The sequence below is a fragment of the Arachidicoccus sp. genome (assembly GCF_050436765.1).
In the GTDB taxonomy this organism is placed as follows: Bacteria; Bacteroidota; Bacteroidia; order Chitinophagales; family Chitinophagaceae; genus Arachidicoccus.
In genome coordinates this window covers 1-21,548 of the sequence record NZ_JBNQGD010000085.1, presented here as the reverse complement: position 1 = coordinate 21,548, position 21,548 = coordinate 1, and the positions used below count along the sequence as shown (strand labels likewise).

The window sequence follows — 21,548 nt, the reverse complement described above, 5'->3', positions numbered from 1 at the left end:
TTAAAAGATGCCGAATAAGACGTTGCTTATCCGGCACATCATTATTTATTTAAAAAATCTTGTAAGTCCTGCACGCTGGCAAATGTTCTTATCCATTGCACAGTATATCCAAGAGCAGGGTCTGTTTGTGGCACGTCCGCAATCTTGAACTGGAAAGTCGAAAGTGAAAGCTGCTCGTTAGTTTGCAAAGTAGTACCAAATGACTGCGTCGACAGATCCCAATAATAAACGTCCTGACTCATAAAATCTGTTTTATACTTGTTACTGCCATTCCCAACAGAGCCGAGGTTCGTATCAAAAGTTATATTACAGGTCGCGGGCTTATTAAACTTAATAGCAACTATAGGATAGGCACCAGTCTGCACCGTGACAGGCAGGATAGTCTGAGATAAATCTGCACGCTTCTTTCCGGATGTTGGGGCGAATGTGACGTCCATAGCACCTTTACTAACTGTCCAAGTTCCACTTTGCTGTGGCGTCCAGCCTTCATTATCACCGTCGACTTCAAACTCATAAATCAATTTTCCAACGGGTAACGGCTTTTCTTCAATTTGACCATAGAATTCAATTTCAGCGATATCACAGTTTCCGCTCGGTGAATAATAATAGAGATAACGATATGTTTCAGTAGTTGGAATTTCTACGCTCGTATACACCCCTGGATCAGGTTGCTGTGTAATCGTGTAAAGCGTCACCGCATCATCAAGAGTAGGATCATTTGCGCCTCTTATTTCACCACCGATCATACGTTCAGGATAACCGGCGCGGGGGGCATAACGGAACAATGTAAGGTGACCGCCTTTGCCGGAGCCGAAATCATACCCTACATAACCGGTTGGGGTTGCAGCATCTGCATATGTATTCAGATTACTGTCAACAGCCGCCGCAATGGTCGTAGCAGGATTATTTTTATACGAGCCTGAAAAACCGATCAGGCGTCCCGTTATTTTTTCATCGCCGATAAAGAATGCTGTACCCTTAACCTGAAACGTACCAAACATCAAAACAAGAGTACCAGATGAAGCATCCGGAACTTTAAATTGAATTCTCGTATCAGAAAGTGATATAATTCCAGCGTTGGCACTACCAATAAATACTTTAACCTTCGATTCATCCGTACCGAAATTTGTGCCGGTAATAATAACGGTATCCCCAACCTGTGCACGGTTGGTGCTTATCGAACTGTATATAGGTGCCGGAATAACAGTAAACACACCTATGGAATCGTCTAGTGTGGTCCAAACCTTTAAACTCACTTTTCCGGAAATTGCTTTTGCTGGAACTTTCACAACAATCTGCGTGCCATTGCTACTAATAATACTATCTGCAGGCACACCCCCAAACCATACCCTAATGGCTTTCGGTATGGTGTCAAAATTTTTACCCGTTATTGTTATATATGAACCAGGATAGCCGCTACTGGCACTTATGCCTGTAGCTGTTTGCGGAGGGTAAGTATACTTCTCATATTGCGGGCCTTTTTCACAGCCACTCATTAAGAAATATGTTATTATTGACAATAAAATCAATGGTACTTTGAATATTTTTTTCATTTGTATATTTTTATTTCTTCAACGATCGAATGAACTTATTTCTAACTTACAGAGCTCAATACCCGGGATTCTGAATCAAATGTTTATTTAAGCTCAATTGATCCGTAGGTAATGGCCACAGATAATCCTTTTTAGCTAATGTATGATTCTGGTGACTATCAATTACTACGCATTTAAGCGTACCTGCCGCAGTCTGTACCGCTTCCTCGCCCCAAACATAGGTGTTAGGTGCATATAGGGAAGTGTTAGATCCGTCGGTATTTCTAAAATCAGTAGCATAGCCGGAGCCGCCCACTACCATGCCGCAATGAGAAGGATTTAGTGAGGATTCAAGAATACCCCAACGTTTCAAATCATCAAACCTGTCTCCCTCAAGATACAGCTCCACAGCCCTCGCTCTTCGAATTTCATCTCGCATATTTAAACCATAAGTAGTGGCCAGCGCATTGGTTAAATGCGCAACACCTGCACGATCTCTTAATTTATTAATTGATTCATCTAACTGTGCATCAGTAACCGCACCATTCAATTCATATAATGCCTCTGCATAGGTTAAATACACTTCTGCCAGACGAATGATAGGATAGTTTTGCGATTCCTGATTGTCTGTTCTGTAAGTCCCATATTTGTAGGCTATAAATTTGGCATTTCCATAGCCTGACAGACCAACATTCAAGTTGACAGAACCAGCAGCCGGCGTTGTTGTTGTACCATCTACATAGGCCAATAACCTAAGGTCCCTATTTTTAAATTCATCTCCTGCATGATGATATCCTTGGAATAAAGGAGATTTATCAGGAGGTAAACCATCGGTGCACAGGCACATATCCATAAATTTGCGGCTCGGTGACATTAGCTGCATTGTATGTGACAAATTAATGCCACCTTTCCGGTACGTGTAATCATACGTGCCATACAATATAAATTCACTATTACTCGCTTTGGTCAAGCCTGCGGGATTGGAACCAGCATCTTCCAGATTGAATAAATATAATGAGCTCATATTAGCCATTGTCGCATTGCTATTATAATTCCAAAGGGAATAACCTCCGTTATCCATTACGTCCTTACACATGGCCACAGCATCCGCCAAGAAAGGTTTGATTTGGTCGCTGGCCGGTCCGGCAGATCCCTGATAATCAGTAGAAGTGCCATTATATTTTCTCCATGTAGCTTCATATAATTCGGCTTTAGCTTTGAATGCTTCGACAGCCCACTTGCTTATACGCCCTTTGTCTGTTGCCGGAATGTTTTGTTCTATAGGTAACCTTACAATAGCACTATCTAGATCTGATAATATTTGGGTAACCACATCATAACGACTATTACGAGGAGCTTGCAATTCGCCGGAGTTTACATCTAAGACGGTAGAAACAATAGGAACACCTCCATAAAATTTCAATAAATTGAAATATGCATTTGCCCTAAAAAAATAAGCTTCTCCTACATATTGCGAAATATCTCCCGCACCAGTGTATGATTGGGCTCTGGACAGTACAATATTGGTTTGCCTGATAAAAGAGTAATTATTGTTCCAACGATTATCACTTGTTGAAGCAGCGATTGTCCCATGTCCTATATCCGAACTGAATATTGACGATGTTGATAAATCGGAGGTAATATCCATATAATTATAAACACTATTGCCGCCATAAGGCGACTTCCACCCCATTAATTGAGAATAGAAACCAGAAGTATAAGCCTTAAAATCACTTGGCGTTTTAAAATAAACAGCATCCGTAATTGTGCTAGGCGGTGTAAGGTCCAAAAATGTCTTCTGACAGGAAACCATCCCTAATAAGAGTCCGCCGAAAATGAATTTATATATTGTCTGTTTCATACAAGATTTTTTTTTAATTTAGAACCCAACATTTACACCAAAAGACCACGTTCTGTAAAAAGGATAGCCTACGTTCTGAGAGGTTTCACCCATTTCCGGATCAAAACCATCTTTTACACTTTTAAGCTCCCATAGGTCATTCCCGGAAAAATAGAATCGAACCTTATCAATTTTAGCTCGTTTTGTTATTCTTTCAGGAAGCGTATAGCCAATAACCAAAGATTTTAGGCGGACATACTGATTGTTCTGCAACATAAAATCGTTATTGGCATAATTCCATTTTGCCCGGGTTCCATTTACGGTCAAACGGGGAAATTCAGCAGTAGGATCTTGTTCGGTCCATGTTTTTCCTAAGAATGTAGGATTTTGATTGGTGTATATTGCACCAAAAGGATATGCCATCCAGCCATTTCGCATTATCTGCTGTTTTAGCCAACCCTGAAAAAAAGCACTTATATCAAAGCCTTTGAGTGAACCACCCAAATTAATACCAAAAACATAGTGAGGATTACCATCTCCTTTATACACTAAAGCACTTTGATCATTTCCAACAGAAGTAATTGTGCCGGCAGGACCAGGTATCTTTTTTGTATCACCAGGTCTTAATGCCACGGCAGAATTGGTTTGTGGCATTGCTGACAAATCCGAACTACTACCGTATTTTGTATAGTAGGCATCTACATCTGCCTGATTTTTGAAATAGCCGTCGGTTTTATATACAAACCAAGAATTTAAAGGGTAGCCGTTTACGATATGGTTTTTACCAGCTCCATAATTATCATATCCTTCTACATTCTTAACCAAACTATTGGTATTACTCATATTGACAGAGAAATTATAAGAATAATCTTTCTTCGTTTCCTGCCAGCCACTAGTCACTTCCCATCCTTTAGTGCTCATCGAACCACTATTGGTTTTCGGAGGGGTTCCACCTAAAACAGAAGGAACAGTAATATTCGATAGCATATCGTTATTATTCTTAATGAAATAATCGAAAGTGGCGTTCAAACGATTTTGGAGAAAATATAAATCCGTACCTATATTAGTCTGTTCTACCTTTTCCCAAACATTGGTCAAAGTGACCAAGCCCGAATTATTCAAGGAAGAGACGGGTTGCAAAACGGAAGGATAGCCAAATACTGTTGACCCTTGATTAATAGTAGTAAGATAAGCGAAATTGCCTATCCCTGCATCGTTCCCCATGGAAGAATAGCTGGCTCTAATTTTGCCGAAATTAAGTATATTGGTAATTCCTCTTAAAAAGTTTTCTTTCGTAAATGCCCAACCTACTGATGCTCCACCAAAATTTCTGAATTTATAACCATCAGAAAATTTTGAATTCCCATCTCTTCTTCCCAAAAGTTCGGCAAGATATTTTTCTTTATAATTGTAATCTACTCTTGCCAGATAAGAATACAGCCCACTTACATCCTTGGAGCCGCTATTCGTTTCTGTTGTAGGATCTGCCACACTAATATCGTGAACCCCAAGGTCAGTAAAATTTACGCGCGCTGCAGCAAATTGCTGATTATAATTTTTTTCAGCATTGATACCGGCAGTCACAGAAATATTGTGCACACCGTTAATTGTCTTGTTATATCGAAACAATCCTGAATAATACTGATAAAAAGAGGTATATGCATTGGTAGAATAACCAGGATTACCTGTAGTCTGTTGAGTAGCTGTAATAGTCGTCGCTGCCGGATTGCCAAACCAATCAAAGGTTTGCACAGTGTTCACCCATCTTTCTTCATTATACCTCTCACTTTGTAAGGAGGCAAGTGCCTCGAAAGACAAATCCTTATAAATCTGATATGTACCTTTTAAATCTATTCGGCTTGTAAGGGAATTTTTATTATCCCTACCACCATCAGCGGTAGCCGCAACCGGATTTCTATCACCTACAGTGCCATAATCTGCGTACCATTCACCAAAGGGATTTTGGGCCGGGAAGAATGGCATTTCTTGCCCATACAATGATGCATCCAATCCTACAGAAGGGGATTGCGTCAAGGCATCCACGAACATGATATTTGTCGAAAGCTTGATTTTACTTGAAAGATGATAATCATAATTGAATGTTGCATTATATTGCTTTTGCCCATCTAAAGCCGTTGCCAGGTTTCCTTTATTATCAGCATATTGAAAAGATAATCTGTAATCACTCTTTCCGGTACTATTAGAAATACTCAAATTATGCTGGGAAGAATACCTACGTTGAAACATTTCATGTATCCTATTGGCATTGCCAATGAAAATATCCCCCCAATATTGGGTTTTATAAATTCCCTGAACACCTTTTTGCATTTGTTCCATATTACTCAATGAAACCCATCCCCACCAGTTTGGAACAGTTTCCTGCGCATTCGCATCAATCCACATCGTTGCATATTGCTGCATGCTGGGAGAAAACGCAGTTATACCCGGGGTGGTGAACCTGAAATTTCCATTGTATTCTATCTTCACCTTTCCGGCCAGGCCACGTTTTGTAGTAACCAGTATTACTCCGTTAGCCGCTCTGGAGCCATAAATGGCCGCAGCTCCATCTTTTAACACCGAGATATTCGCAATATCATCTGGGTTCATATTCTGAAACGAATAATAATTTACAACAGGAACACCATCAACGACAATGAGAGGTGAACCTCCGTTAATCGATGTAAATCCGCGAATCTGAAATGCAATGCCTTCATTGCCTGGTCGAGGCGAGCTTCGTGTAACCACCAATCCCGGCGTTTCCCCCTGTAACATCAAACCAACGTTCGTAACTGATCTGTTTTGAAAAACCTTGGCAGATACCTGCTCCACAGCACCTGTTAATGTGGCTTTCGTTTGTGTTCCATAGCCTACAACTACCACATCATTTAAATCTGACGAAGATTGTTCTATCTGAACATCAATAGTATTTTGGCCTTTCTTTAATGTTATATACTTTGTTTTATAACCAACAAAATCAAATTTTAGTTGCTGGCTTCCCATCTCAACATTTAGTTGATATCTACCATTATCATTAGTGATAGCAGCGATTTTCGTTCCTACAATTGTTACAGAAACTCCCTGCATTGGGTTATGTGTTATTGCATCTGTAACTTGTCCTGAGACCGTCGTTTTAGTTTGCGCTGTAATGGTTGAAATAAAACACAGAAATAATATGGTCATCGCAAAAGACATAACACCTTTTTTCTTTAACATACAAGCAGCGTTTTTTTGAAAACGAATTGGGATTCTATCCACTTTGGTTTTAATTAAATCTAATTTCATTTTTTTGAGTTAAAACGGTTAAACACCTTAAATACATTCCTAACTATTTGATTTTATATTTAACTACTATTAAATACATCTGTATGGGAATAATTAATCATTTTGTAATTCATATTTTGCAAGTCTAAAAAATCTAAATACTACATTCATTTAACAATCATTTCCAAAAAATATCAATAGCAGCAACAATCCTCTCTAAAAAGCTAATTTCTTTAACGAAAGAAGTCATTTTACTTAATCGGTTAAATGAAAAATAAAATTAAATAAAATATTTGTTAACAATACAATTGTTAATGAAAATATCTAGGCAACCGGTTGCACAAATTTGAAATTTGAAAGGAGAGTTCGGTAAATGAAAAAATTTTAAGAAAGTTATTTACAAGTCAGTATTAATGGTCATCGTCATCCCACCGGATGCTTGTAATGCAAAGCTCAATACGTCTTTTTTATCAACCTGCAACGTAGATATCTGTACTTGCGTTAATGAGCTAATTTCTTTATTATCACTATAAATGGTCGCATTATATTTTTTATAGTCCGGCAAAAAAGTCAGAGGAATTTTTATAACTCTTGCGCTATCATTCGTTATAGCTCCGATGAACCATTTTTTGCCTTTTCTTCTAGCAGTAATAATGAATTTCCCAGGTTCCTCCGCAATAATCCTTGTTTCATCCCAGGTAGTCGGCATTTGTTTCCAAAATTGCAATTCGGATTCTCCATGATACATGGAGGGATCATCATACCAATACAATGTTTGTATAGGGCTGTAGTAAATAACACCCAAGGCCAACTGATGCGCATGGGTCGTTTTTATTCTTTTATCAAAATAACATATTGTATAATCTGCAGGGCCCGCTATAAATCTTGTAAATGGCAATATAGTATTGTGTGTGGCATCCGGCATTTCCTCGTTTCCTCTGATGCCTTCGGCGGTCATCAAATTCGGCCATGTACGTTGCTCCCCGGTTGGACGCCAATCATCATGAATATCAACCATAATATCATTTTTTGCCGCTTGTTGAATAGCCTTTTCTATCCACGTGGTCCATCTATGAGAACCGTTTTGAACAAAGCCGAATTTGACACCTTTAACACCCCAGTTTTTATAAACATTAAATAATGTATCGGATTGAGCTAATAGTGCTTGTTGGTTTACATAAAGCCATACGCCAATCCCTTTTGATTTACCATATTTAATAATTTCAGGCATATTCAAAGGGGCCACAACTTTCGTTGCATCAGAGTTAAAAGAAAATGCAGGCCCATACCATTTCCAATCGAAAAGAATATATTGGAGCCCTTGCTGAGCAGCAAAATCAATATATTTTTTAGCCTCCGCTGTAGTTTGTGTCATAACCCTTATCATCTTGCCAGGCTTAATCCAAATAGTGTTTTTGATTTTATTTGGAGGATTTAGATTGAGAATCAGGCTATTATTTTCAATAAGTTTTCCAGGTTTTTCTGCAACCATTATTACGCGCCAGGGGGTCGCAACCGGGGAAATCAATTGCGCAGCCCCATCCATCGAAGTAACAATGGTATTTGGTTTATTGCTACTAAGCTTAAATTTTGTACGTGCATAATTTGTCATAGCTGCCTCTGTTAGACACATATATAATCCATCTGTCAATTGCAAGGTTAAGGGTCTTTCACTTTCGTCCGCCCAATTTTTCAGAGGTAATAGCTGATAAGGAGCTTGCGCCCACCTTGCTACCCATGCTCTTGTATTTTCGGGTAAAGTAAATTCTGTATTTTCTTCAGTAATATTATAATAGGTTCCTTTACTATTTTCGGGAAAGAAATATCTAAATGCTATACCTTGATTATATGCACGGATTTCTATGTCCATTAAGTAGATTGGGTTATCATCTTTTACTAAACGAATGATAAGTGAGTTGTAATGATTTCTAATTAAATCTTCTTCCCCACAAATAGGCTTCCAACTCGTATCAAAGGAAGCTTTTTCAACACCAATTATTTTAAGATTTTCACACCAATCTTTGTGGTTATCAACTTTAAGTGCCATCGCTTCTTCAGAAAGATGGTTGTCCATTCTAATATCCATAATGGAAGGCTCAATGACGGTCACATTATTATATTTAACCCGATAATACATTGTGCGTTTCCCATTCTCATTTTGCTTCTGATAGAATTGAAAGGACAATTGCTTATCTGGAGACTGAATGGAATATTTTTCAATATCTGTATCATGATTTGCCTTTAGCTTACCCAAAGAGAAAAAACAAAGGCAACACAACAATAGCCTGTTAAAAAGCGAAATATTTTTCATTAAAATAGAGGTTTAAAAAATTAATCGATTAAATATTAATAAAATGATAAAATCTAAAACAATCTGAGCAAGATTGACCAATTAGTTGTCCTTTTTTAAGAACAAAAGAATCAATTAAAACCTATCCTGTGCATACTTCCTAATTTCAATATTCCCGTATTCGGTTTTTTGATTTTCCTGCATTAATAATTAAATTTAAAATATTATTCTTTTTTATATTATGTAAGCTGTCATATCACTGAATAAAGCAGTTGATCCCCACAAACCACAGGAAATAAGATTTCTACAGGGTTAGTTACTTTACAAACATTGTGCGATTGTGAAAACAAGTACAAGTAATAAGCATTTAGCACCACCGGCCATTTTGTCCAATAATTGCCCCTAAAAAAACCATTCCAAACCAGAGCGCAATCTTTTATCAGCATAAACTATATCCAGTTACCAGATATCTTTGTTCCTGATGCTATGCAGTAGAACTGTAAAACCATTAAAATAAGCCTTTTATTTTAATGCGTAATTTGAGTTAATAAATATTCCACTCCCAAATTCCTGGAATACCCTTTAATATTCTTACTCTTAAATAGCGGGCTTTTATATTCAAATTGTCTGTTTGTGGCGATTGGATTATAACTTCAAAATGTTCGCCGCATGACTTCCACGTTTTGTTGTCAGTAGAATACTCTAGTAAATATTTATGTCCTGCAGTGGGCCGAACAAAATACACTTCACTACGCTTAATATTTTTTGACTTGCCCAAATCTGCTACAATCCATGGAGAGGGATCCTCTGAGTTAGCCATCCATCTCGATCCATTTGCACCATCAAAAGCAAACTGCGATGGAAAGGATTCTATTCTTCTAAATAAAGAATCTTGATTTGGTTTAATATTCAAATCAGGACGAACACTCGATGCTTTTGAGTCGAGGACCTTAATTTCTTTTCGATATGGCATCTCTCGTAGGGCACCTACACCGGTCATTGTCAAATCAACTGGCCGAATCGTTCCGTCTTCATTAAATTTCAACATGTTTACATAAGTTTGTCGGTTGGTACTTCCTCGACCAAATTCCAAATAGGCAAAAAAGTAATCATCAGTGCCCGGCAGGTTAAAAACACTTCCATGCCCGGGGCCAAAGATCTTGCGCCTATAGTTAGTGCTAGCAATAATATCATTCTCAGGAAAGTTGTACGGCCCTAACGGCGATATTTTGCTCATTACATACGCATATTGATATTTTTCATCGCCCCCAAGTGTGTATAGGTAATAGTAGGTACCTTTTCGCTTAAAAAAAATGGGACCTTCAGAATAACCGGCCCGCTTTGTAGAAATTTTAATCAGTGAGGATCTGTCTAAAGAAATCATATCAGGGTTCAGTTTAGCCGCAAACCTATTCTGCCAAAAAACATAAGCCTGATGGTTATCATCAATAAAAATTTCAGCATCTATACCGGCAGGACCTTTGGAACCTTTGGACTTTAATAAAGTTGCCGAAGTTAAAGAGGCAGAAAAAGTATCAGCACCTTTTGCCAGTTTAAAAGGTCCACTAGGCGAATCTGACACTGCAGGATAAATAAACCCATCCACTGTTGGATATATATAATACTTGCCATTCGCTGCAATTGCTTTGCTCGGTGCCCAATATTTATGTCCTACTGCCGAGGGGAAATAAAATCCGTGAAAATTCCAGTGGACAAAGTCTTTTGATTTCCATACTACCGGTGGTCCGGAGGTCGCTAAACCATGGCCATATCCATCCGTTGTTGCATAACAGTAAAAAGTGCCATTAATTTCCTGAATACTGGCATCTGCAATCATATCAGGGATCAGTGGATGGCCGAATGGATTTTCCTTTTGCGCTTCTACCACAAGAACACATAGTAATAAAAAACAGCTTAAGAACGCTTTTTTTATTAAGTTGAAAAACGCTATCGAAAGAAGTAAGGCATTGATAATTCCTTTCATTTTTTCCAGTTATTTTTAATTATGATCATCCTGCAATTTGCTTCAGGATTTTTTCGCCTATCGCTTGTAGAAAACATCTGTATTTTGAAAGCAAAAACTCCAAATCTCAAAGTGACAACTCGATGACATCATGTATCGTAATAAACACTTCAATTTCATTTTTTATAATCGTACCGGAACCAATCAATATCCACATACCCCTTATCCCTTTGACTATTGAAATTGAAAATTCCTATGCGATCCCCCCGATAGTCACCCCAGGTCAACTGATAACTACTGCCGAAAACTTGAAAGAATTTATTATCGGTACTAAAAGAATAATGGCTAGTTCCATTGGCATCCCATATTGATTGAAGCCAGACAAAGTGGCTATCAACCCGCGCCCCTAAAATTTCCTCTCCATTGTCGTCATACACCAAAGTCCGAATTCCATTTTCCTGCCTGATTCCAAATAGACTATTGGTATTGGTGGAAAAATGTGTTACTCCTGCAAATTGACCATCAGCCATGTGCGTAATGTCTATTTTTACAGTTGCCACATTGGAAGATGTACGCATACTGCGTTGTGTGATGGTATTTCCAGCCCGAAGTATAATGTCCTTTTTATTATTATTTGAATGAATGGGCATAAAGGCGTAAAGCCGAAGAAAACCCTTGTGCTCTATTAAAGACCATTTGTCTGGCCGAGGTTGATAGTTCCATTCCCATTGAACACCTAGTCGGCTGGTACTGAACTCATCACTGGTTTGGATATAAAGCTTTCTTTTATAGGATATTGGTTTTCTTCCGGTCCAAACCATATTACCAATGCCATCAACACCTACGTTGCCGATAATCGGCCACCCATTTATCCAGTTAACAGGCAAAAGACTAGCAGGACGCCCTTCCCAATCTCCGCTACCATGATGGGTCAAGAAATACCATTTACCAGTGGGTGTACTGACTAGTCCACCCTGGTTTGGCTCTCTATCAAGTAGCTTACTTACATGGTTTAATTGCCTGATTTCCCAGGGGCCGTAAATATTTTTGGACCGTTCCATCATGATCACACGCCCCTCTGGTTTCACCTCACTAAAACAATGGTAATAAAGTCCATTGATTTTATATAGCTTATTGGCTTCACTTCCATTGGATTGATGTATGATGGAATCTGATTCCATGATCAGGCTTCTTCCATCATTGGTCATTTTGAATAAATGTACATTATATTTTTTATCGGTTTTGGGATCAAAGCCAAAATTGGTGGCAATAAAATATAGTTGGCCATCATCATCACAAAATGAACAGCAATCGTCCCATCCTTTTACCTTCCACAACTGGTGAAGAGGTCCCCAAGGCCCTGCGGGGTTAGCGGCGCAACTCATAAAAAAACCATCATCAGGCGTTCCAAAATACACCCAAAATTTATTTTTATAATACCTTATTGAACCCGCCCAAATGCCTCTACCATAACAATTCATCCGGTCCCAGTTTAGATTTGAACTTATACGTGATAGATCATCCACCACATGTCCGATAATTTCCCAGTTTACGAGATCTTTAGAATGAAGGACCACCATACCAGGCGAAAATTGCATAGTAGAAGATATCGCATAATAATCGTCACCCACTCTGATGGCATCAATGTCGCTGTAATCTGCCGGAAGAACAGGATTAACATAAGTCCCGTCACCTTTATCCCCCCATTTTGCATTTCCCTTAAATCTTTGTGCATTAACACTATTGTGCGCACAAAAACACAACAATATTAAATTTGCACAGGCTATTAAATATCTTACTTTTAGCTGTTTAATCATATTATAAAATCATGCGTTTAATTCATGAATTATCTCAGATATCAAAAATGGCTGTTCTCGATTAAAATTCAATATTGTCCCTCTCTTTTTACTCGATTGTGCCAAGAAATAAAATGGGCGTAAGCATAACAGCGGAATTATTTCTCGTTTTTTTATTCAGGTAATAATTCTCTATTTTGAAAATTTATTTAGAATTATTGTTGATTAACCAATCTAAATTTGGTTGTAATGAATGATCACTTCTTTAATGAGTTGCATCGACTTTATGAATGTTACCCTTCTGATCAAAAGTCAATCTATCTATACATAATTGTCTAAGCAGATCTTTATTTTTCAGATTAGCAATACGGTGATAAATGATGTAATATTTGCCATTTAACATTAAAATAGTGTGGTGTCCGGGTCCCCAAATATGCTTTTGCATATTGGTTGAAAGTATAGGACTATTTACACCTTCCTTCCAAGGCCCAAACAGCGTATCGCCTATAGAGTACCGTACTTTATAGGAAGTATCGGTGCATTTACCGTCTGAATACATCAGATAATATTTGTTATTGTATTTTAGCATATAAGGTGCTTCGAAATAATGAGGAGGTGTAATATCTTTTGGTTGAGTAATGAACGCATCCATAGAATTGTTTAGCGCTGCCGCATAACAATGACCATTTTTCCAATCAAGTCCCGATCCCCAGTATAAATAAGATTTACCATTATTATCAACAAATGCTTCTGCATCGATCGTATGTACACCAATGCTTTTTTGGGTATGCACAAATGGGCCGCCGCCTGCGACGACATTTCTCCAGGGACCTTCCGGGCGATTACTTACGCCTGCATAAATTTCGCTTCCAACAGAGACAAACATGTGAAACCTTTTATCTGAACCATAAACAACACTTGGAGCCCATACCTTATTGGCGTTCGATTCTGGGCTAGTACATTGCTGCTTCGTTGGCCAATTCAACGCTACTCTTTTCCAATTTTTCAAATTATTCGATACAAAACATGCAATACTATCGCCGCCCCAGGGATCGATTGTCGCATATATGTAGTATTTACCATTTGCGTGTAAAATAGAAGGGTCTGCAAAATAACCAGGGACTAAAGGATTTTTGAAATTTTGTTTTAAGGATATATTCTTTTGACAATAGCCGGTTGTGCAAGCTATTAGAACTAACACCAGAAGAACACATTTAGGGAACATGCTTTTAATCATAAAATTAAATTTAGTAATCATTCTGCAATTTGCGTTTCACTTCGGAAAGGGATAAAACTGAGTTATGTGATTTTATTTTTCATTATCAATACACAAAACCAGACAATTTTAAGCAACCATCACTTGTTAATGGACTATAAGAAATTGAATAAGGAGGGATCGCCCCTACAAAATCTTTACCTCAATCATTGATATTTTCATTTACCGGAATAAATTTTCAGTTGTTGTGACATTCCGATTTTAAATAAACTCAATGCGATAACAGGGCACATCACCAAATGTCAGTCTCAAAGATTTTAATTTTTAGCAATAGAAATATTTTCTAATTTAATAGTAGTCTGCATCTTATTTTTGCCCGAACCACTTATAATCCCAGCTTCAGTCTCTCCCATTAAATTATTTTTGGTAACACCAATCTTGATCCAGGTGACACCATCCTTTGAATAAAATCCTATAAAATCATTTTCCTTTTTTTCTAGTTTTATCCAGACGCTACCAGTCAATCTTCCATAAGTAACAACATCACTATCTCCATTTAGAATTACTGAGTCTTGAACCTGATCTGCATTGCTGTTAATAAAGCGAATTTGCCAATTAGGTTGTTCTATATCATTTGTAGAAACAGGTTGCAAGATTAACATCACACTTTGACCAGCATTCCTTAAAGCCTTATACATTAATCCGAAAGAAGTAAATTGAGAGCTTAATTGCGGAACATATTTAATTGTAATGGTACTATTTCCTTTTATGGCTTTATGAATAAAACGGCCATGAAATACCTTGTGCATTAATCCGTTTCCGTAGGTATTGATTGTCATTGTACTTCCATCAAAATAAGTATTGCTGAAAAGATCATTTTGATTCAAAGCACTATTACCCCAACCTTCCGGTAATCCCGCAGAGGCTATTACAGGAGTGGAGAATTCTGATTGTACTTTTGGATTGATTGCATTAATCCGATAATAATATAACTTCCCTTTTGATACATTTCTATCTACGAAGGATGCCTGACGAATATTATTAGCTATCGATACGAAGCCTCCTGTCGTTTTATCCGATCGCTCAATGGAATAATTTTGAGCACCCCTTACTTTCACCCAGAGCAAGTTGACTTCATTATTATAACCCTTAGCAATCACGCCCATCGGCTTAGCGAGCTTGGATAATGATTCATTTTCATTCCTGTCATTTTCAAATCTCGTATACAATAAATTTCCAAAGCCTATATGATCCGCACCTGGAAGTCCTTGCCCTTCAGGTTCAATTTTTTTGGAAGCTAATCCGGTATATGGAGTTGACATCTTTTTTAAAATATGATAGTGGTTATAGACCTCCGCATAAACCGCTCTAAAATTTCCTCTTCCTTTCTCTGAGATAAAAGGGTGGAAGTACTTTCCGGTTCTATCCAGTGTCGCAGTATAATTTACAGAATCTCCAAGATTGTACTTTGCGGTATATTCAAAACCTTTCAGTAATCTATTATTTGCAAACCCATATAGATCCAATCCTTGGTTCCATGCCATTTCGCAACAGTCGGCCAAATGAGCCAATCCCAATTGCGTATGTTGTTGATCGCGTCCGCTTTCTTGACATTGTCCATCTGAATAAATATAATGCAAAATACTACCATCTCCTAACCCGTCTTCATAATAACATACGGCTCGATTATAGATTCTCTGATTGTTACAGAAAATTCCAATGGCCATCATCGTTTTTTCAGCGGCGCCATCCCAATTACCATTAGCAAATGGTGCAAAGTCCTTTAGAACAGGATAAATAACTTGTTCAAAATGCATCTCCGTTATGGCAATATCATTTTGCTTCCAACCGGCATTTGAATACCGCAACAATTCCGCAGCATTTACCATTTTAAAAGGGCCAAGTCCCGCCATAAGCACTGCATCTTTACCAGTGATCGATTTTAAGGTTTTTGACCAGGCGTTCACTATCTCAATAGCTTTATCAGCATATTCCCGTTTATTTGTCAGTACCCACATTAGGGCGTTTTGAAATGCAGCATTGGCATCGGCATCATAAATACCCTGTCCTATTGTAGGATTTCTTCCTACCATTGCCAATGGGCCTTTCATTTTATAATTAGCTTGCGATTCAGGGTTATTTTTAAACAATAGAAAATCATCGTAGGTGGGATGTTGTTTCAATTTTAATTGTTGTTGTATGCGGGAAATACTTTCATTGCTGACCAATAATCCAGGATGTACAAAATCTTGGGCGGAAATGCTTGTAAAAAAAAACAGTAATCCAGCTCCTAATAAAAATTTTAAATTAAATTTCTTCATCATCCAATTCTTTTAATTTGACAACTTATTTATCCTAAAATAATCAACATCCATATATCCGGAATCGTTGATTTTACTGTCTCTGGTACAGAAAAGCCCCATCTTAGCACCAATCCATTTACCTAAAACAGCTTGGAATTTTTCAGGTAGATATTGAAATTTACTACCGTCTTCACTATAGCCAAAACTGCAAGTTCCCCCTTTAAATACCTTAACCCTTAAGTAAATAGTATTGTTATTCAGCTTCTTTATTTCCTTTTCTTTTTCCGGCAAATTATCAACTGCATTTATACAAGTTGTATAAACCAGATAATTTCCACCTGTTTTACTTTGGATAGCTAAATCAGCATAACTCATGCCCATAATTACAATACCAGCTTTCTCATTTTGTATATCTGGATTCGGATGAAAAGTAACTTTGGTGTCAATCTGAAAAGATTCAGCCGGAAACTTTTGCAATAAAAGGTTGGGTGTATTCCAAAGATTATTGACTGAAGAACTATCTGTGTTTTGAAAAGAATACAATCTTATACAACCCATAGCACTATCCATAAAATACCAGTAGGGTTTAGCATTGGCTTGCCATTGCCATTGAATGCCTAGTTTACTACTATTAAACTCGTCTGATTCCTGCGGGTTATTAACCGGGTACAATTTACCAACATTCGGTTTTTTAAAGGTTTCGACTGGTTCGCCTTTGCCATCACCATCTTTATCTACGCCTATTACTGGCCAGTCTTTAATCCAGTTCATTGGCTCCAAACAAGTAACCCTTCCATAAATGCCTCTATCTTGAAAATGAATAAACCAATTCTCACCTGTTTGCGTTGTAACCCAGGCACCCTGATGAGGGCCATTAATATTTGTTGATCCCTGATCCATTACTATTCTTCTTTGATAGGGTCCATAAATATTTTTCGATCGGAGCACTAATTGCCATCCGGTCGGGACGCCCCCCGCTGGTGCAAAAATGTAGTAATATCCATTTCTTTTATATAACTTAGGGCCTTCAACAGTAGGGTCGTGTTGATGGCCATCATATACGATCTGCCCGTCATTTATAATTCTCGTACCTTCCTTATTCATTTCTTGTATTACCAAAATACTTTTTATGCCCGCCCTACTTCCTGCAAAAGCATGTACCAAATACGCCTTGCCATTATCATCCCAAAAAGGGCATGGGTCAATTATTCCTTTACCCTTTTCTACCAGCAAAGGTTTACTCCAAGTTCCCTTAATTGATTTTGACTTTACCATATAAATACCAAAATCTGGATCCGGATAATAGATGTAAAATTCTTTGTTGTGGTACCGTATGGATGGAGCCCAAGCACCATTGCCATGTTGGGGCTTATCAAAAACATCATATGGAGGCTGCTTTAAAAGCGCATGCGAAACGATAGACCAGTTAATTAAGTCTTTTGAATGTAAAATGGGGAGACCCGGAATGGCATCAAAGCTGGAAGCTACTAGGTAATAATCATCGCCTACCCTTATAGCATCTGGGTCGGAGTAATCGGCAAAGATGATTGGGTTTTTATAATAACCATTTCCTAAGTCAGGCGACCAAACTTTCGAGTGATAAACTTCTTGTCCCTTTGCATTATTTAGCCAAAAAGGCACTAGGGCAATAAAAGCCCACAGGGCTGATTTGAAATTTAATTTTTCGATAAAAAAATACATCTCTTTCGTTTGAAAAAATTTGGCAAAACACATCCATGATATTTTAGGCGGCTGATAGCTTTTCTTCATGCTTGCATGCTCCGCCTATTAATGCAGCATTCTCCCCCAACGATGCTTTTACTATCCTAGGTACCTGGCTCAAGACAGTAGTTAAATTCTGGAGTACCCTATCCATAAACAAATCCCAAGACTGTATTATGTTTCCGCCAATAACTAATATCTCAGGATTTTCCTGCTGTATAAATTTTCTTAGGAACCAAGCTAAATCATCACCAAATTTCTCAAATGATTTTACAGCATTATCATCCGATAAAAATAGATTAGCCACATCCTTTGCGTCTTTAAGCATTTTTCCGGTTAAATTGAAGTAGTTACGAAGTAAACCCCTGGTGGAAACTGACTCTTCAATTATCTCTCCATTAAAATCAAGAACACTTAATTCGGCATCTTTCGTTAAACAATGATGAGAAACGGCCGACCCCAAACCCGTCCCTAAAGTTATTCCAATAACATCTCTGCACCCTTTAGCCGCCCCACAGAAGATTTCTCCATCCAGGAATGCTTCTGCATCATTTCGAAAAAGAATATCACTGGCCTGAAGCCCCAACCTTTCGGCTATTATATTTCTTATGTTTAAATCATATAACGCTTCATATTTATCAAATCCTCTTATTTTAGATATCCCGGCATCATAAAGAAAAGGGCCCGGCATAGCAAAACCGATTCTGAAAACCTTTTCATTAAAATTCGACAAAAGTTCTTTTATGGTATCTATCCAGATAGTAATTATTTCTTCTGCTGGCGCATGACAATCCACTTTTCGTCGAATAAGCAGATCGCCGACCATCAACCGATTATTTAAATCTATTATTGCGGCAGTAATATGCGATCCGCCAATATCAATCCCAACCACTAAATTTTCATTGTTCATATGGATGTTTATACGCGTTATAATTTAATTCTCTTCGTCGATTGCCGAATAATTAATTCTGTAGAAAGCACTAGGGTCATATGGGTATTTTTATGTTTTGGCAACATCTTTTCCATTAACAGTTTTACGACCTGTTCAGCAATATCTTGTACTGGTTGGGCTGTCACACTAATAGATGGAGAGAATAAAGCAAAATTTGTATTGTCATCAAATGACGCGACAGCAATCTTTTCCGGTACTTTAAAATCCAATTCTTTTAAGGCAGCAATTCCATTTACGGCTAAATAGTTGGTGGCAAATAGCACTGCATCCAAATGTTCATTTTCCTGTAAATATGTCTTAATCTGATCGAATAACTTTTCCTTTTTTACAACAAAAGGAACCTTCAAAACAGATTCCTCCAAATTATTTTCATGGATTGACTCCCGGTAACCTTTCAAACGATTATTCATTTGAATTTGCTCTGATTCCAATGTAACAAACCCAATATGTTTCCAATTATTACCGATAAAATGATTCATTAATTGCTTAACACCATTTTCATTATCAATAACAACATTGGTGGTGGGCAGTTCCGGAAAAAAACGGTCAAAAAGTACCAATGGTATTTGGGCATCTAGCAACGATTGAATTTCTGATTCGATACCAGGCGACGGTGCAATGATAAATCCGTCTACTTGAAATTCTCTAAAAGACCTGATTAAAGCCTTTGCCTTTTCCGTATTATTCTCTGTGCTTGCAAAAAAAACTTTAAATCCTTTTTCATTTGCCAATTCCTCAACGCTCCCACAAATACTTGCAAAAAAAGGATCAGCAATGCCTTCAACTAACATTCCGATTACACCGCTTTTGCCCGTTCTTAAACTCTTTGCCAATAAATTAGGGTGATAACCTACTTTATCTGCATGCTTTTTTATTTTCTTTTCAACAGCTTCAGTAATTCCCTTTTCTTTTGCTTTTCCATTAAGTACAAACGAAACAGTTGCTGTAGATACACCCATATCCTTTGCAATGTCATAAATCGAAACTTTTTTTTCCATTATACTATATTATGGAATTAAATATATCGTTAAATGATATATTTAACTTAATCGGTTAAATTAAAATTTCGACTAAAGTTATTGGTAAAATTTCGATTTTTTACATTTTTGTAATTAATAAACTAGGCAACCGTTTGCCATAATATATCTTTCGCGAAATACACAACGCTACCAGCTACTAAGATTCGGGTACGACCCATTTCATTTTAACGCTCATTTTGGATCAACCTGATCGTATTTTCCTAGTAAGGGGTATTCCTTTTTTTTATTTTCCGTAAGGGAGCTACGGAACTTTTGCCCCCGTGTATTGTTGAAGTTTTCAATTTAGTGCGCACTAGATTCTGACGACCTCAGTAGTTGGTTCACTACATTGGCGTATGGCGATTAACTAATCATATTGACGGATAGCATATGGGTAATTGCTAAGACGAAAATGTGAAATTCTATTTAGACTGCGCAGAAACTCTCGGCATGAGCGATACCTTATATATATTATTTCATTAGTGTCAGGTAAAAAAAATTAGAAAAATACAGGTGGTAAAAAACCACCCTAAAATAATTAAATTTGGATCTCTTACCAAACAAATATACCCTTGAGTATAAGTACTCATTTTAGCGGACACTAATGAAATAAAAATGTTCCATTCACCATACTATTTAATCGTCCTCAATTCAAAAATACTTACTGAATAAGGATCTAAATTTCTCGAAAACGTAGGTTTTATGCCTTTAATATTTTCAGTAATCGGAATGATATTATTAGGATCGGTAACGCTGTTTGTCGCGTCGGGTTTATCTCCCTTAACAACCATCAGCGTAGCATCAGAAGAAATTTTAGCTATACCGCTCAAATTAATTTTTATAGCTTGCTTTTTTGCAATTGTATTCACTATTTTAAGATAGAGTATTCCTGTTGTGTCATTTAAGGTAGCAGAATAAAATATAGTGGGAACCTGTTTAGGAGCTTTACCTTCTGCCTTCTCCTTTTTGTTAAGTGGTTCATTTTGTTCCGGAATATTCGTAGCTGTTACCGGTACAATTTTATTACCCAGATAGTGGCTGAATAATTTTTGTACATAATAGGAAGGAGATCCATAACTATTCAGTGCATCATAGCCAATCAGATCAGAATCCCATTGCCAGGCTTTCTTTCCTGTTGTAGAATCTTTGCTTACATTGACAAACAAAGGTGCATAACAAGACATAATTACTAAATCCGAATTACGTTCCATACCAGTCATCCAGGCAGCATCTCCAAGCGCAGCATTCAGATTTGTAGTAGGAACCCCTTCTCTTGTAGCCCATTCTCCCACAAAAATTTTCGGGCCTTTACGATCGTAATTATCAAATTGTGAAGCATTAGCCCACATATCCCATGAATTGCGATAATAATGCTCATCTACGACAGCAGGACTCGCTTCCGGCGTAACTTTGCTTCTGTCAAATTGTTTACTATCTAAAGTAGAGATGCATGTAAGTTGTGGATATTTTGCTTCAATAGCTTTTCTAAATTGATTAAACCTACCTTCATAACTATTGGACCTGTCAAACCAATCTTCATTACCCACTTCAATATATTTCAATTTGAACGGTGCAGGATGCCCGTCAGCAGCACGTTTTGCGCCCCAATAAGTGGTTGTATCACCCATTACATATTCAATCTCGTTTAAAGCAT

12 protein-coding genes are annotated in these 21,548 nt (G+C 37.6%); all 12 read right to left on the bottom strand.

Annotated features, from left to right (window positions below; all coding sequences use genetic code 11):
- Nucleotides 1-41: 41 nt before the first annotated feature.
- Nucleotides 42-1,553, bottom strand: a complete 1,512-nt coding sequence (locus ACQR30_RS03605; RefSeq protein WP_429731381.1) for a DUF4979 domain-containing protein — start codon at nt 1,551-1,553, stop codon at nt 42-44.
- 55 nt (nt 1,554-1,608) lie between these two features.
- Nucleotides 1,609-3,393 carry a RagB/SusD family nutrient uptake outer membrane protein gene (locus ACQR30_RS03600; protein ID WP_429731378.1) on the bottom strand — a complete coding sequence of 595 codons (1,785 nt, stop codon included), beginning with the start codon at nt 3,391-3,393 and terminating at the stop codon, nt 1,609-1,611.
- An 18-nt stretch (nt 3,394-3,411) separates the two neighbouring features.
- Nucleotides 3,412-6,654, bottom strand: coding sequence for a SusC/RagA family TonB-linked outer membrane protein (locus ACQR30_RS03595; RefSeq protein ID WP_429731374.1), 3,243 nt, complete (start codon nt 6,652-6,654; stop codon nt 3,412-3,414).
- 376 nt (nt 6,655-7,030) lie between these two features.
- Nucleotides 7,031-8,944 (bottom strand): glycoside hydrolase family 97 catalytic domain-containing protein, encoded by a 1,914-nt coding sequence (locus tag ACQR30_RS03590; RefSeq protein ID WP_429731371.1) that lies wholly within the window; start codon nt 8,942-8,944, stop codon nt 7,031-7,033.
- A gap of 523 nt (nt 8,945-9,467) precedes the next feature.
- Nucleotides 9,468-10,907 carry a family 43 glycosylhydrolase gene (locus ACQR30_RS03585; protein WP_429731368.1) on the bottom strand — a complete coding sequence of 480 codons (1,440 nt, stop codon included), beginning with the start codon at nt 10,905-10,907 and terminating at the stop codon, nt 9,468-9,470.
- Nucleotides 10,908-11,062: 155 nt separating this feature from the next.
- On the bottom strand, nt 11,063-12,703 hold the full coding sequence (locus ACQR30_RS03580; protein ID WP_429731366.1) for a glycoside hydrolase family 43 protein: 1,641 nt from the start codon (nt 12,701-12,703) through the stop codon (nt 11,063-11,065).
- A 244-nt stretch (nt 12,704-12,947) separates the two neighbouring features.
- Nucleotides 12,948-13,919: a family 43 glycosylhydrolase gene (locus tag ACQR30_RS03575; protein WP_429731362.1), complete on the bottom strand. Its 972-nt coding sequence runs from the start codon at nt 13,917-13,919 to the stop codon at nt 12,948-12,950.
- Between the two features lie 296 nt (nt 13,920-14,215).
- Nucleotides 14,216-16,222 carry an alginate lyase family protein gene (locus tag ACQR30_RS03570; RefSeq protein ID WP_429731359.1) on the bottom strand — a complete coding sequence of 669 codons (2,007 nt, stop codon included), beginning with the start codon at nt 16,220-16,222 and terminating at the stop codon, nt 14,216-14,218.
- A gap of 9 nt (nt 16,223-16,231) precedes the next feature.
- Nucleotides 16,232-17,935: a glycoside hydrolase family 43 protein gene (locus ACQR30_RS03565; protein WP_429731356.1), complete on the bottom strand. Its 1,704-nt coding sequence runs from the start codon at nt 17,933-17,935 to the stop codon at nt 16,232-16,234.
- A 10-nt stretch (nt 17,936-17,945) separates the two neighbouring features.
- Nucleotides 17,946-18,833: an ROK family protein gene (locus ACQR30_RS03560; protein ID WP_429731353.1), complete on the bottom strand. Its 888-nt coding sequence runs from the start codon at nt 18,831-18,833 to the stop codon at nt 17,946-17,948.
- Between the two features lie 17 nt (nt 18,834-18,850).
- Nucleotides 18,851-19,873, bottom strand: a complete 1,023-nt coding sequence (locus ACQR30_RS03555) for a LacI family DNA-binding transcriptional regulator (RefSeq protein ID WP_429731350.1) — start codon at nt 19,871-19,873, stop codon at nt 18,851-18,853.
- Between the two features lie 653 nt (nt 19,874-20,526).
- The coding region (locus tag ACQR30_RS03550; RefSeq protein ID WP_429731348.1) for an alpha-L-arabinofuranosidase C-terminal domain-containing protein at nt 20,527-21,548 on the bottom strand (1,022 nt) is incomplete at its 5' end.